Raw genomic sequence first — 14,509 nt, forward strand, 5'->3', positions numbered from 1 at the left:
AACTACAGGATTTCTTCAATAGATTGAATCGCTAGTTTTGCGACTTCCTCTATTGATTTTTCACCATCAATTCTTTTAATTCGATTTGGAAATCTTTTCATCAAATCGATATACCCTTGATATATTTTTTTGTGAAATTCCACTTCTTCTAAATCCAATCGATTCACTTCGCGGTTCGGAGTTTTAAAGACTCGCTTTAAACCAACTTCAGGTCTAACATCAACAAAAATAGTTCGATCTGGCATGTTGGAATCAATCGCAAATTTATTAATTGTAAAAACTTCTTCAATTCCTAAATTTCTAGCGACACCTTGATAAATTAATGAACTATCGATATAGCGATCACATAATATTAGTTCTCCTCTTTCAAGTGAAGGAAGAATCTTTTCGACTAAGTGTTGCCTTCTAGAAGCGGCAAATAATAATGCTTCTGTTTTTGGATCCATTTCTATATGAGATTTATCTAATAAAATATCTCTTATCATTTCAGATATTCGAATTCCGCCAGGTTCTCTTGTGACTAAAACATGGTATCCTTTGGCTGTAAAATATTTTTCAACTTGTTTAATAACGGATGTTTTTCCTGAACCTTCCGTCCCTTCGAACGAAATAAAGATTCCTTTCATATTATCCACCTGCTTTACCTTTCTATTATCTCACAAAATGACCGAATTTTGAATAAATTATTTTATTATAGTATCTAATTATGATACAATATAGCAAAAGGCATGGTGATGGTATGCAAATTGACATCCATAATTTATCGTTTGCTTATGGGCATAAATCAGTAATCAATGGTCTTTCCTTAACTTTAAACTCTGGCGACTACTTAATAGTCAAAGGAAAGAATGGTTCTGGAAAGTCCACTTTTATCAAATGTTTATTAGGCATAAACCCCGTTAAAAATGGGATGATTTTTTTTGACCATCAAGATATTAATAATTTTAAAGATTGGACAAATTTTGGCTATGTTAGCCAAAAATTTGAAGATTTTAACTATGAGTTTCCAATCACTGTTAATGAGTTACTTTCTGTATCTAGTTTAAAGAAAACCAAACAAAGTGATCGATTAAAATTATTAGATCAAATGGGGATTTTAGATTTAATAAATCAAAATATTAACAATCTTTCAGGTGGACAATTACAAAGAGTTTTTATTGTAAAGGCTATGATTAACAGTCCTAAATTGTTAATTTTAGATGAACCTACCGCTTCGATAGATCGATTAAATACCGAATTTTTTTATCGTGCAATCAACCTGCTAAACCAACAAGGAATTACCATTATCTTAATTACACATACCGATGCTTTTGAAGAATTACTTTACTCTCATGTATTAACGATGAAATCAGATACAACTTTCACCTTCCTAACCAAAGAAAAGTGTGATTTATCGGAGGTGAATTTGTAATGTTCCTGTCCTTCTTCACCGATTTGTTTCAACAAGATTTTATGTTAAGAGCACTGACTGCCGGCATTTTACTAGGTATATTAGCTCCTCTTATTGGCTCCATAGTTGTTATCAGGCGATTATCCTTTATCGCCGATACGTTAGGTCATTTCTCTTTAGTTGGAATTGCAGTTAGCTTATATTTATCTACTTTTGGAATCTCAATCTTTTTTGAAAAGCCAATATATTTAGGCTTATTATTTTCAGTAATAGGTGGATTATTAATCGAATTATTTCGAAGATCTTATAAAAATTATAAGGAAATTTCGATGGTTATCGTAATAAGCCTCGGAGCTGCTTTAAGTGCAATCTTCTTTTCTTTATCTAAAAAAACTGGTTCTCTTTATAATTATCTATTTGGTTCTATTTTAACGGTAACCGATTATTATGTGGTGTTAATTTTAGTAACCGCTATCGTAGTAGGGATTCTCTTTGCTTTATTTGGAAAACAAATTATTGCGGTTAGTTTCGAAGAAACCAATGCCAAATTTTTAGGAGTTAATGTTAATATCTTTCAAATAATTTTTATGATTATGTTATCGATTGTTGTTTCGGTATTATTAGAATCAGCAGGAGTATTATTGATTTCATCCATGATGATTATTCCAGTAGCAGCTGGAATGAAAGTGGGTTGGAGCTACAAATCAACGTTAATATCTAGCGTTATCTTCTCTGAATTATCTGTTTTTTTCGGATTGTGGATGGCTTATTCTTTAACCATTCCTAGTGGAGCCGCCATTGTATCTGTTAATGTAATTATTTTATTAATTGTTGCAATTATTAAAAGAATTTCTGTAAAAAGACAGACAGCAAAACAAAATAAGTAATTTATTCTTCATTTTAAAAAACCACTCATCAATTTGTGAGTGGTTTTTTGTATAAAAAATGGATTTCTAACTTATTTATCTTGAGGTTTTAAATCATTTAATATATCTTGAAACAATTTTTTTATTTGATCCGAATTTAAGAACGGAAGCAGAGAATCTGCTGAAATAGTATCAATTTCATTTGCTTCAATTTTACGAAGAACTTCTTCTAAATCTTTTTCAGAGACAAAAGGCAAGAATTTTTCTGGATTGATTGATATTTCTCCTTTAAGAGAACTATTGAATAAACGAGCAACTTGTTCTTCGTTTAAGAACGGAATGATACATACTGGGTTGATTTTTTCATTATCGAATTCTTTATTTATAATTTTTTGAACTAATTCTTCTAATTCTTCTTCTTCTAAAAATGGTAACATGCGTAATAATTTCATTTTATTTTCTCCTTTAATTTCTTTTTTTCTGCATAAGTGAATTGTGGGTATATTTGTTCAATGGGAAGATGGTACTTTTTCGTTTTGTACGCAATGAGTAATCTCATTCTTTCTTCAATGCTTAACCTTGGCCACAGGTTGCATTCAATCAAAACATTATTCTCAATGTACAAAAATAGTGCATAATCTCGTTGTTCTTGACTAAGCAAATGAATCACATCGGCAAAATTAAATGCCTTAATGTTTCCACGAATGATTTCATGAATGACCCATTCTGGACTATGCTCCTCAAATAATTGTTTAAGTGAAAGGATGTTAGAATCAATATTCAAACATAAAATTTCTTCTAAACTTGATTGATACATTCCCATCAATACACATAAATTATCAATTGAGGGCAACGTCTTTCCTGTTTCCCAACGAGAGACTGCTTGATGTGAAACAAACAATTGATCTGCTATTTGTGCTTGTGTGAATCCATTTGTCTGTCTTAAATCAAATAACTTTTGTCCTATTCTTAATAAATCTAGCAAGAGAACACCTTCTTTCATCATCTTCTGACACCTTTATTATAACACTTGTAAATATAAATTAAAGCAACTAAAAGTTGAACTTGTAATTTATTAATTTTGCTTATAATAATAAAAGTTCGAATGTTTCGAACTTTTATTCATATGTGATTTTTGTTAAATATAGTCCGTTTGCAGGCGCAATTTTTGTCGTATGTTTTCTGCTTTTTTCATTTATAATCTGCAAAATATCATCCTGGATCTCTTGTTTAGCCATTTTCACTAGTTGAAAAACAAGCAATCGAATCATATGATGCAAAAACCCGTTTCCAACAAACACAAGTTCGATAGTGTTTTCTCTCTTTATAAATGAAGCTTCAAAAATCGTTCTAATTTTTGAATTTTTTTCTCCTGTACAAAAGCTAGTAAAATCAAACGTTCCAATTAAGAGATTTAAATTCTTCTCTAAGTTATTTTCGTCAAGTTTTCCTACCGTCCATTCAAAGTGCCTTCTCAAGGGGTCGTATTCAGCCGTATTTAAAAGATAACGATATTCCTTGGTAAATACATCATATCTTGAATGGAAGAGTGGGTGAACAAATTTAACGTCTTCTATCGTAATATCTTTTGGCAATTCACTTTCAAAATAGTGTTTCCATTTTTTAACACTCAAATCTCTGGATGTATCAAAATGCACGATTTGTTCTATCGCGTGTACCCCTGAATCTGTCCGTGAAGCTCCATAACAAACCGTTGGACAATCATTGATTTTAGAAATTAATTTTGTTAATTCACCTGCAACTGAACGTGAATTTTTTTGAATTTGAAATCCGTTAAAATCCGTTCCATCATACCTTATTTTTAATTGTACTCTTTGAAGATGCGTGGTTTTTCTTGATAAAACAAGACGGTTGATTTTATTATTTAAGATACCTACTTTATAAGGAAATCCTAATGAAGAAAATCCATAATTCATGTTAAAATCCAAGTTTACATTCTCAAAAATCTCAGAAAACAATTCAGAATGTTCCAGAATATATTTCGATACATTCTCTTTATTTAAGACAACCAATGCATCAACTTTTAATCCGACATCCTCTGACAAAATAGAATCAATCGATTCAAGGCTATAACTCATCATAATAGGACCTTCACTAAAATACTCGCTCCCAAACAAGCGATTGAAAGAAATACCGTAATAAAATCTAATAACCGAAAAGATAATTCATTGATTCTGGTTCGAGATTTTCCCGGAATAAAATTTCTTGATTCCATTGCATCTGCTAATTCTTCGCTTCGCTTAAAAGCGATAATAAACATCGGAACAAGCAGCGATACTACTTGCTTAATTTTATCTTTTAATTTACCCTCCGAAATATCTGAACCTCTACTTGCTTGAGCTAACATGATTTTATTGGCTTCATCCAAGATGGTGGGAATGTATCGTAAACTAATGGATATAATTAAAGCAAAGTCTTCTGAATTAAGTCCAATCACTTTTAAAGGTCTCATTAATTTTTCTAATCCTTGAGTTAAATCAGTTGGTTTTGTGGTCAAAGTTAAAACGGTAGATAACGTAATTACAATTAATAGTCTGATTACCACAAAAATACTCATTTCAACTCCTTTTTCGTAAATAATTAATTGAAACGAGGTAAAGGTTTGAAAATAATTAAAGTAAACCATTATAAAATAAATCCCCAAAATATATAAGAAAAACAATATAATTTTCATCCGTTTAAAGCTTGCTAAAAACCGCCAAAGAACGGTTAATAAAACGATTCCTATCACACTCGAAACAGAAAAAGAAAGCGTTTTATTTAAAAGGATAATTCCGTCTTTATTAAATGCAATCTGAAAGATAAATGTAAATATCAATAAAACAAAGATTGGTCTTAATCCCCTTATAATTCTTATAATTGAAAGTTTTCCTACAATCAAAATAAGAAGAGCGAATCCAAGCGTTATAAGAAGTTGAGTGATTGTTTCAAGCATAAAAATGGCGACCATTAATACAACGATGGCAATGATTTTAGTTCTAGGATCTAGCTTGTAAAAGAATCCTTCCCCTGGAACGTATTGTCCAATGATAATATTTTTCATTAGGGCAACACCTTCTTTAGTTCCATAACCGCTTCATCTGATGTTTTTTGATATTCATTGATTTCAAGATGAAAATGACGTTTAATTTCTCGCAAAACTTTAATCGTTGAAGGATAATCTAAATGAAATTGTGCTAAATTATCGTTATGAAATAAAGCTTCAGGAGAACCATCAAAAACAAGCTTGCTTTCTTTTAAAACTAACACTCTTGAAGAATATGCATAAACCAAATCCATATCATGTGTAATGACGACTATGGTTTTATGGGTAGATTCTTGAATACTTTTAAACAATTCCATCATTTGTATTTTTCCAAGAGGATCTAGTCCTGATGTTGGTTCATCTAAAACTAGTATTTCTGGGTCAAGAGCTAAAATACCCGCAATGGATACTCGTTTTTTCTCTCCACCAGATAAATTAAATGGATTTCTTTTTAAATAACTTTCATCAAGTCCTACAAGTTGAAGAGCGGTTTTTGCTAATTGTTTGGCCTCCTCAACGGAAACCTTAAAATTAAGCGGTCCAAACATGATGTCCTTTTCAACTGTTTCTTCGAATAATTGATATTCAGGAAATTGAAAAACTAATCCCACTTTTTTTCTTAGACTATTGTATTTAATGTGTTTATCTCTTTTTTGTTTTATCAATGATCCAAAAATATCAATTTCGCCTTCTGTTGGAAAAATAAGTGCATTCATGTGTTGAGCGAGAGTTGATTTTCCTGATCCCGTATGCCCAATTAAACTGATAAACTCATCTTTCGAATTTATGGAAAATGAAATATCTTTAATCGCTTGATAAAATCCTTTTTGATTTGCGGCATATTGATAACTTACTTTTCTAAACTGTATTCCCATAAAAATCCTTTCACTTCATTAGATAAAGAAGAATCTCCTAGTTGATTTGCAATTTTTAAAGCCATTGGAAGCTCTAAAAATGCTTCATGAAATATAGAAGGATCTTTCATTAAGGACGCCGCTTTCCCATCTTGATATACTTCTCCATTTTTTAATATAAATAATCGATCAGCAAGTAACGCTTCTTCGATTTCGTGTGTGATCATGATAATAGTAAGTCCTTCTTTGTGTAATAATTTAATATAATTCATTAAGTCTTCTCTAGCATAAGGATCTAACATAGAGGTGGCTTCATCAAAAATAATGACTTCTGTTTTCATTGCTAATATACCCGCAATAGCTACTCGTTGCTTTTGTCCCCCCGAAAGGGATGATGGCTCTTTATCTAAAAAATCCAACATATCTACTTTTTTTGCATAAAAATCGATATTATGAAGCATATCTTCTTTTGTAAAACATAAATTTTCCATTCCAAAAGCAATGTCATCTCTTACCGTGACTCCTACAAATTGGTTGTCAGGGTTTTGAAAAACAATTCCTATTTTTTTTCTAATATCATAGGCGGTATCTTCTTGTAATTTTAACCCATCAACAATGACCTCTCCACTTGATGGTTCAAGCAAACCCACCATGGTTTTTGCAAGTGTGGACTTTCCAGATCCGTTGTGCCCTAAAATAGCAATCCACTCGCCTTTATTGATGTGTAAATTAATATTTTTTAAAATCATGCGTTTTTGATTGTATGAAAAAGATAAATCATTTACTTCAATGTAACTCATAAACATCACCACCGGCCTAAATATTATATCAAATATTATAAGAAAAAGCGAATTAAACATCGTTAACTCGCCCAAATTTTAAATAAACGTTTCTTTACATAAACGCATGCTCTAAATCCCACAAAGTAACAATCCCTAGTATTTTTTCAGAAGACAATCCGTTTTCCGTTACAAAAAGCATTTCTAATTCTTTGTCTTCTTTAAAATCACGATTAAACAAATCTAGTGCTTCGTAAATATCTGCACTTCGTTTTATAAATGCAAAGTATTTTGCTGGATCATAATCCAAATCCATTGCTTCCAATAATTCTTTCATTTTCATGTCTTTTCCAATAGAAACATCTTTCTTCAAAGCAAAAAAATGAAATAAAGTTCGTTCAGTAAATACGCCAACCAATGCCTCTTCATATACAACAGGGACATTTGAATAGTCTTCTGTTTTCATTAAAAGCATGACTTCTTCAATGGAAGAATCTAAAGAGACTACTTTCATTTTGTGAATGGGCATCATAACTTGATATATTTTTTTAGGATGAGTGATTTTTTTAACAATACTTTTAAATTCGTTTAAAAAGATTTCAGAAGGAACGGCGATGTTTTCGTTATGAACCATTATATTTCTTAGTTGGGCAGCTTGTGATAACGTATCAAAATTTGCTTTATTTCCAATTAAGGCATTACTTTTTTTGGCCCTTATTTTATAAAGAGTCCCCATGAAACTAGACTCACTGTATTTTCCATAACTGTATTCGATTCGTAAATATCGTTCTAAATCATTAAATAACTTTAAAAACTCTTCTCTTCTTGACAATATAAACACCTCGTTTCAAAAAGAAATTTACCTTCTAAATCTATTATACATCCAAATCTAAGATATTTAAAGATGAAAAAACAATGCTTCGTTTTGATAATAACTTTAGCAAAAACAAAAAACCATGTAAAAACCACTTTTGAACGCCCTATAAATATGTTAAAATAACTTATGAGGTATAAAAAATGGATATATTAAGCGAATCCTTAAAATTACATGAAAAATTAAAAGGGAAAATCGAGATTTCTCCCCGTGTCTCTGTATCAAATAGCTATGAACTCTCTTTGGCTTATACTCCAGGAGTTGCTGAACCTTGTTTAGAAATTCAAAAAAATATTGAATTAAGTTATGTTTATACTAGAAGGCATAACTTAGTCGCTGTTATTACAGATGGTACAGCTATTCTCGGACTAGGTGATATTGGGCCTGAAGCGGGAATGCCCGTTATGGAAGGAAAATGCGTCTTGTTTAAAACCTTCGGAGAAGTTGATGCATTCCCTCTTTGTTTAAAAACAAAAGATCCAGATGAAATTGTTAGAACGATTTCACTTTTGTCTGGAAGTTTTGGTGGTATTAATTTAGAAGATATCTCTGCTCCTCGTTGCTTTGAAATTGAAAAAAAATTGAAAGCCATTTTAGATATTCCTGTATTTCATGATGATCAACACGGAACGGCAATTGTTGTATGTGCTGCATTAATCAATGCTTTATCCCTTGCAAATAAAAAGATGCCGTCTGTCAAAATTGTCATTAATGGTGCCGGAGCGGCAGGAATTTCAATCGCCGATTATTTGCTTCATTATGGAATCAAAGATATTATTCTTTGTGATAAATTTGGAATTATTGATGAAAACGACCTAACGTTAAGTCCTATTCATAGAGAAATTGCGAAACGTACAAATAAAAATCATTTGACAGGGACTTTGGAAAACGCATTAAAAGGAGCCGATGTTTTTATCGGCGTCTCAGGTCCAAATTGTGTAACAAAAACAATGATTAAAAGTATGAATCCTTTTTCAATCGTTTTTCCGCTTGCAAATCCCGTTTCTGAAATCTCTTATGAAGACGCTAAGGAAGCAGGTGCTTATATTGTTGGAACAGGCAGTTCCAAATATCCAAATCAAATTAATAATGTTCTTGTATTTCCAGGAATTTTTAGAGGAGCTTTAGATGAAAGAGCGAGCGATATCAATTTAGAAATGATGAAAGCGGCATCTTACGCTATTGCCTCTTTGGTTACCAAGGATTTATTAGCACCTAATTTTATTATTCCTTTCGCATTTGACCCAAAAGTTCATAAAGCGGTGGCAAAAGCGGTGGCGAGCGCTGCAGTAACTTCCAAAGTATCAAGAATACATCCTTAAACACCATTCACATAATATAAAAGCACATGGAACACAATCCATGTGCTTTTATTATAAAGAAAAAGTATTGAGAAATCTCAATACTTAACTTTTAGTTTTTTATACGAATTCAATGATTGCCATTGGGCATGAATCGCCTAAGCGATGTCCAATACGATAAATTCTTGTATAACCGCCATGTCTTTCAAGGTATTTAGGTCCTAATTCTTTAAATAGCTTTTGCAATGCTGTTTGATTGTTAAGTTCTAACCCTCTAACAGTAGCTCCTGCGATTCTTAAAGAATTCAAATCACCTTTTTTTGCAAGTGTAATTAGTTTCTCGACGGTGCGTTTTAGTTCTTTTGCCTTCACAACGGAAGTTTCAATTTTCCCATGTAAAATCAATTGTGTAGATAGGTCGCGAATAAGCGCTTTACGATTATCGCTACTACGATTAAGTTTACTATATCCTCTAGCCATGATTTACCTCCTAACAGTTAATGTTTTGCAAGGCTTAAATTTAATTCTTCAAGCTTTTGCTTAACCTCTTTCAAAGATTTTTTACCCAAGTTTCTTACTTTCATCATATCTTCTTCGGTTTTTTCAATTAGTTCACCTAAAGTATGAATTCCAGCGCGTTTTAAACAATTATAGCTTCTTACTGATAAATCTAAATCTTCAATTGGTTTTTCTAAGTTTCTTGTAGTTTCTTCGCTTTTACGTTCAATCATGAAATCTTCAGCCATTGCTCTATTAGATAGTTCAACGATAGAATATAAATGATCAATTAACATTTTAGCGGCCATACCAATAGCTTCTTTTGGCCCAATTGAACCGTTTGTCCAAACCTCAACTGTCAATTTATCATAATCTGCACTGTCATCTACTCTAGTTTTATCCACTGTATAATTCGAACGAATTACTGGTGTATAAATACTATCAATCGGAATGACACCGACCATATTATCATACGCTGCATTTTTTTCAGCACTGACATACCCGTTACCTTTTTTTGCATGCATAACCATGCGGAAACGTTTGCCTTTATTTACATGACAAATAAAATGATCTGGATTCACAATTAAGACTTCATCGTCAGCGATGATATCTGATGCATGAACATCACAAGGACCATCTACAATGATCTCCATCCGTTTTTCAACTGTAGGAACTAAAGAATCAATGTTTAAGATAACTCCTTTTAAATTTAATACAATCGTGGTGACATCCTCAACAACGTTTTCAATTGCGGTGAACTCATGTTCAACGCCATCAATGACCGTGTTTATAATAGCTGCACCAGGTAGTGAAGACAATAAAACTCGTCTTAAGGAATTTCCAAGTGTTATACCGAATCCACGATCTAGAGGTGTGATTACAAACCTGCCATAATTTTCATCAATTTCTTCAGTAATTGTTTTTGGTTTTTCGAATTTCAAGTCCTTCAATATAATTACCTCCTATCCGCGAGGCCGTTTTGGTGGACGACATCCATTATGGGGAACTGGTGTTACATCTTTAATTGCGGTGATTTCAAGTCCTGCCACTTGTAAACTACGAATGGCTGCTTCTCTACCAGGACCAGGTCCTTTTACCGAAACTTCAACTCTTTGAACACCGTTATCCATTGCTGCTTTTGCGCAAGCTTCACTAGCAAGACCTGCAGCGAATGGCGTCGATTTACGACTGCCCTTGTATCCAATAGCGCCTGCAGAACTCCAAGCAATGGCGTTACCTGCACTGTCAGTAATAGTTATAATTGTGTTATTGAAAGTCGAATGAATGTGTGCTACCCCAGAAGGAATATTCTTTTTCACGCGACGTTTTTTTGTAATAGTACGTGCCATATTCTATATCCTCCTTCTATTTCTTTTTGTTCGCAACGGTTTTTCTTGGACCTTTACGTGTTCTCGCGTTATTACGCGTGTTTTGCCCACGTACTGGTAAACCTTTACGATGACGAATTCCACGATACGATCCAATTTCCATTAAACGTTTAATGTTTAATGCAACTTCACGACGTAAATCGCCTTCAACTCTTAATTTTTGAACCTCTTGACGAATTCTTACGATTTCGTCTTCTGTTAAATCTTTAACCCTTTTGTCCTCTGATATTCCTGCAGCCGCCAAAATTTTAATTGATGTCGACTTGCCAATACCAAAAACATAGGTCAAAGAGATAACCACGCGTTTATCTCTAGGAATATCTACTCCTGCAATACGTGCCATCGAATACCCTCCTATTTTCCTTGTCTTTGTTTATGTTTTGGATTTTCGCAAATGACCATAACATTGCCATTGCGCTTAATTACCTTACATTTATCACAGATTTTTTTTACAGATGGTCTAATTTTCATACCATTTACCTCCCTAAAACCTTTCTTTATTTTTAATTCATGCGATACGTTATTCGTCCACGTGTTAAATCGTATGTTGATAGTTCAACTTTGACTTTATCGCCTGGTAAAATGCGTATGTAATGCATACGGATTTTACCAGAAACGTGACCGAGAATTCGGTGTCCGATTTCTAGCTCAATTATAAATTGTGCATTTGGCAAGACTTCTACAACCGTTCCAACCATTTCGATTACATCATCTTTTTTAGCCATTAAATCACTCCCTTTTATACCTTTGTTAGAATTTCATATCCATTGTCAGTAATAAGAATCGAATGCTCGAAATGAGCGCTTAATGATCCGTCTTGAGTCAAGGTAGTCCATCCATCAGGTAATACTTTTACTTCTTTTCGACCAGCATTAATCATGGGTTCAATCGCTAAGGTCATTCCAGGTCGTAAGGTGATTCCTCTTCCCGCTAGTCCAAAATTTGGAATTTGTGGATCTTCATGTAGGTACTTTCCTACTCCGTGGCCAACAAAATCTCTTACAACTGAGAAACCGAAGCTTTCAGCGTACACTTGAATTGCGTGAGAAATATCTGTCAATCTATTCTTAGCTTTTGCCATTTCTAACCCTTTAAACAAGCTCTCTTGTGTTACATCCATTAATTTTTTTGCTTCTAACGAGATATCTCCACATGCATAAGTCCAAGCGGAATCGCCGTGGTATCCTTTGTAAATTGCCCCAATATCAATTGAAACAATATCCCCAGATTTTAAAATCCGATGGGATGAAGGGATTCCATGCACAACTTCTTGATTGATGGAAATGCATGCGGAAGCTGGAAATCCGTTATAATTTTTAAAAGATGGAATTGCTTCATGATCTGTAATCGTTTTTTCGATAATTTTATTTAAGAACTCAGTCGTTACACCTGGCATAACGTGTTTTTTTACTTCTTGATGAGCAAGCGCGACAATTCTGCCGGCTATTCTCATCAATTCAATTTCACGATTAGATTTAATGGTTACCATTTATAACTCACCTAACTTAGTAATGATATCTTTAAAAACGGTATTGGATGATTTTTTCCCATTTACAATCATTAACAATCCTTTTTCTTGATAGTAATCTAAAAGGGGTTTTGTTTTTTCATTGTAGATTTTTAGTCGATTTAATACTGATTCTTCCAAGTCGTCTTCTCTTTGAATTAATTCATGTCCACATGCATCACAAACACTCTCTGTTAGAGGTGGATGAAATTTAATATGATAGGTTTTACCACAATTTGAACATACACGTCTTCCAGCCATTCTTTCAAGAAGTATTTCATCATCCACATCGACATTAATGACGGCTGTCAATCGGATTTTGAGAGATGTAAGCATTTGATCTAAGGCTTCGGCTTGTGTTCTTGTTCTAGGATACCCATCTAACATAAATCCTGAAGCATATGCATGAGTATGAAGTACTTTTTTTACGATATCGTTGGTCATATCATCGGGAACCAATTCACCTTTGGAAATATATTTCTTAGCTTCTTTACCAATTGAAGTGTTTTTTTGCATTTCTTCACGGTAAATATCGCCAGTTGAAATATGGGTCAAATGATAATAATTTAGTAATCTTGTTGCTTGCGTCCCTTTTCCGGCTCCTGGTTTTCCCATAATCAATAGATTAAGCATGACTCACCCGTTATCTCATAAATCCAGCGTACGTTTTTTCTTGAGTATCTGTTTCGATTTGCTTTGCCGTCTCTAAGGCAACACCAACGATAATGAGTAAGGATGTTCCGCCAATGTGTGCATATGAATGTCCTAAAATCATCGAAGTAATAATTGGTAAACTTGCGATAACTACTAGATATAAAGCTCCAATTACAGTCACTCTAAATAATGTTTTAGTAATATAGGCTTCTGTTTCATACCCAGGGCGAACTCCAGGAATATATGCATTTTGTTTTTGTAGATTTTCTGCCATTTGTTCTGGTTTTATCAAAATAAACGAATAGAAGAACGTAAATACAAATACAAGCACGATATAGAATAAGAAACCAATCGGTTGACTATATGAGAAGATTTGTCCTAACCAATTTTGTGCAGAGGTTGCTGCAGTGGAAGTTCCCCAGTTAATGTAACTGAAAACCGTATTTGGTAAAGATAACAAAATAGACGCAAAGATAACCGGGATTACGTTTGCTGTGTTAATTTTAATGGGTATATTTGACTCAGATTTACCAGCAAATTTAGAATTTGCTGGACGGTTTGCATATTGAATCGGTACTTTTCTCACCGCATCTTGCATGTAGGTAACACCTACTAATACAATGATAAACATAAGCATACTAACTCCAAACAACAAATATCCACTCCATGTTCCATGTCCTGAATAAACAGTATCTAATACTGAATTTGGATCAGAAATATAAAATTGTACTAGTGAAGTTATTGTTCCAGGAAATGATAAAATGATACCACCAACGATTAACATCGATGATCCATTTCCAATACCCTTTAATGTGATTTGATCCGCCAACCAAATCATAAATGCAGTACCTGCAGTTAAAACAACTGCAATATAGAAATAAACTAAGAACCACAGATTGTGAGCGTTTGCCCAGTCCGAAACTCCAAATTGAAATAAGGACTCTTGAGAACTATTAAAAGCAAACGTCATAGCAATTGCTTGAATAAAAGCAAGAATCATAGCTAAATATCTGGTTGCACGACTAATTTTTTGACGTCCAACTTCGCCTTCTTCTCCCCACTCTTTTAAGAATGGAACGATGTCCATTTGTAAAAGTTGAATGACGATTGACGCGGTAATGTATGGACTAATTCCAAGTGCGATGACAGAGTAATTTCTAAGTGCGTCTCCAGAAATGGAGTTCACGATTCCTAAAAATCCGCTATTTTCAAATAAACCAGCAAGAGATGAAGCGTCGATTAAAGGCATTGTTACATAAGTTAATAACTTGAAAACTAAAAATACAAGTAAAGTAAATCCGATTTTCTTTAGGACATCCTTATTCTTTAATATCTTTTTTAAAGTTTCCATT

The 14,509-nt window shown here is 33.1% G+C and carries 20 protein-coding genes; 3 read left to right on the forward strand and 17 right to left on the reverse strand.

The features are described from left to right. Nucleotides 1-2: 2 nt before the first annotated feature. The gene (tmk, locus tag KJ971_06990; protein ID MBU1145583.1) at nt 3-626 is read right to left on the reverse strand and encodes a dTMP kinase; all 624 of its coding nucleotides are present in this window, start codon (nt 624-626) and stop codon (nt 3-5) included. Between the two features lie 113 nt (nt 627-739). On the opposite strand from tmk, the gene KJ971_06995 reads away from it, so the two are divergent. Further along, on the forward strand, nt 740-1,411 hold the full coding sequence (locus KJ971_06995) for an ATP-binding cassette domain-containing protein (protein ID MBU1145584.1): 672 nt from the start codon (nt 740-742) through the stop codon (nt 1,409-1,411). Then, nucleotides 1,411-2,277: a metal ABC transporter permease gene (locus KJ971_07000; GenBank protein MBU1145585.1), complete on the forward strand. Its 867-nt coding sequence runs from the start codon at nt 1,411-1,413 to the stop codon at nt 2,275-2,277. Before KJ971_06995 ends, KJ971_07000 begins: the two co-directional genes overlap by 1 nt. Nucleotides 2,278-2,348: 71 nt before the next feature. On the opposite strand, the gene KJ971_07005 is transcribed toward KJ971_07000, so the two are convergent. The 7 genes from KJ971_07005 to KJ971_07035 form a co-directional block, all read right to left on the reverse strand. After that, nucleotides 2,349-2,708, reverse strand: coding sequence for a hypothetical protein (locus KJ971_07005; protein ID MBU1145586.1), 360 nt, complete (start codon nt 2,706-2,708; stop codon nt 2,349-2,351). Next, complete coding sequence (locus tag KJ971_07010; protein ID MBU1145587.1) at nt 2,705-3,262, reverse strand: helix-turn-helix domain-containing protein; 558 nt, start codon at nt 3,260-3,262, stop codon at nt 2,705-2,707. The genes KJ971_07005 and KJ971_07010 overlap by 4 nt, the downstream gene beginning before the upstream one ends. A gap of 112 nt (nt 3,263-3,374) precedes the next feature. Then, nucleotides 3,375-4,358, reverse strand: coding sequence for a tRNA pseudouridine(38-40) synthase TruA (gene truA, locus KJ971_07015; GenBank protein ID MBU1145588.1), 984 nt, complete (start codon nt 4,356-4,358; stop codon nt 3,375-3,377). After that, nucleotides 4,355-5,320, reverse strand: a complete 966-nt coding sequence (locus KJ971_07020) for an energy-coupling factor transporter transmembrane protein EcfT (GenBank protein MBU1145589.1) — start codon at nt 5,318-5,320, stop codon at nt 4,355-4,357. The genes truA and KJ971_07020 overlap by 4 nt, the downstream gene beginning before the upstream one ends. After that, entirely contained in the window at nt 5,320-6,177 is an 858-nt protein-coding gene (locus KJ971_07025) for an energy-coupling factor transporter ATPase (GenBank protein ID MBU1145590.1), read from the reverse strand. Before KJ971_07025 ends, KJ971_07020 begins: the two co-directional genes overlap by 1 nt. Continuing rightward, on the reverse strand, nt 6,153-6,962 hold the full coding sequence (locus tag KJ971_07030; GenBank protein MBU1145591.1) for an energy-coupling factor transporter ATPase: 810 nt from the start codon (nt 6,960-6,962) through the stop codon (nt 6,153-6,155). The genes KJ971_07025 and KJ971_07030 overlap by 25 nt, the downstream gene beginning before the upstream one ends. Before the next feature lie 88 nt (nt 6,963-7,050). Next, a complete protein-coding gene (locus tag KJ971_07035; GenBank protein ID MBU1145592.1) occupies nt 7,051-7,767 on the reverse strand; it encodes a CBS domain-containing protein in 717 nt (238 codons plus the stop codon). 185 nt (nt 7,768-7,952) lie between these two features. On the opposite strand from KJ971_07035, the gene KJ971_07040 reads away from it, so the two are divergent. Further along, complete coding sequence (locus tag KJ971_07040) at nt 7,953-9,131, forward strand: NADP-dependent malic enzyme (GenBank protein ID MBU1145593.1); 1,179 nt, start codon at nt 7,953-7,955, stop codon at nt 9,129-9,131. A 99-nt stretch (nt 9,132-9,230) separates the two neighbouring features. Here the strand turns inward: KJ971_07040 and rplQ are convergent, their stop codons facing one another. The 9 genes from rplQ to secY are packed head-to-tail and all read right to left on the reverse strand — an operon-like array spanning nt 9,231 to nt 14,508. Next, on the reverse strand, nt 9,231-9,590 hold the full coding sequence (gene rplQ, locus KJ971_07045; GenBank protein MBU1145594.1) for a 50S ribosomal protein L17: 360 nt from the start codon (nt 9,588-9,590) through the stop codon (nt 9,231-9,233). Nucleotides 9,591-9,607: 17 nt separating this feature from the next. Beyond that, on the reverse strand, nt 9,608-10,549 hold the full coding sequence (locus KJ971_07050) for a DNA-directed RNA polymerase subunit alpha (GenBank protein ID MBU1145595.1): 942 nt from the start codon (nt 10,547-10,549) through the stop codon (nt 9,608-9,610). Between the two features lie 21 nt (nt 10,550-10,570). Beyond that, nucleotides 10,571-10,957 (reverse strand): 30S ribosomal protein S11, encoded by a 387-nt coding sequence (gene rpsK / locus KJ971_07055; protein ID MBU1145596.1) that lies wholly within the window; start codon nt 10,955-10,957, stop codon nt 10,571-10,573. Between the two features lie 16 nt (nt 10,958-10,973). After that, nucleotides 10,974-11,339: a 30S ribosomal protein S13 gene (rpsM, locus tag KJ971_07060; protein MBU1145597.1), complete on the reverse strand. Its 366-nt coding sequence runs from the start codon at nt 11,337-11,339 to the stop codon at nt 10,974-10,976. Between the two features lie 11 nt (nt 11,340-11,350). Next, complete coding sequence (gene rpmJ / locus KJ971_07065) at nt 11,351-11,467, reverse strand: 50S ribosomal protein L36 (protein MBU1145598.1); 117 nt, start codon at nt 11,465-11,467, stop codon at nt 11,351-11,353. 32 nt (nt 11,468-11,499) lie between these two features. Further along, nucleotides 11,500-11,721 carry a translation initiation factor IF-1 gene (gene infA / locus KJ971_07070; protein MBU1145599.1) on the reverse strand — a complete coding sequence of 74 codons (222 nt, stop codon included), beginning with the start codon at nt 11,719-11,721 and terminating at the stop codon, nt 11,500-11,502. Nucleotides 11,722-11,735: 14 nt separating this feature from the next. Next, nucleotides 11,736-12,485: a type I methionyl aminopeptidase gene (gene map, locus KJ971_07075; protein ID MBU1145600.1), complete on the reverse strand. Its 750-nt coding sequence runs from the start codon at nt 12,483-12,485 to the stop codon at nt 11,736-11,738. After that, nucleotides 12,486-13,136, reverse strand: a complete 651-nt coding sequence (locus KJ971_07080; GenBank protein ID MBU1145601.1) for an adenylate kinase — start codon at nt 13,134-13,136, stop codon at nt 12,486-12,488. It lies immediately after the preceding gene. Nucleotides 13,137-13,146: 10 nt separating this feature from the next. Next, nucleotides 13,147-14,508, reverse strand: a complete 1,362-nt coding sequence (secY, locus tag KJ971_07085; protein ID MBU1145602.1) for a preprotein translocase subunit SecY — start codon at nt 14,506-14,508, stop codon at nt 13,147-13,149. Nucleotide 14,509 lies beyond the last annotated feature (1 nt).

This window comes from Bacillota bacterium, from assembly GCA_018818595.1.
In the GTDB taxonomy this organism is placed as follows: Bacteria; Bacillota_I; Bacilli_A; order Izemoplasmatales; family Hujiaoplasmataceae; genus JAHIRM01.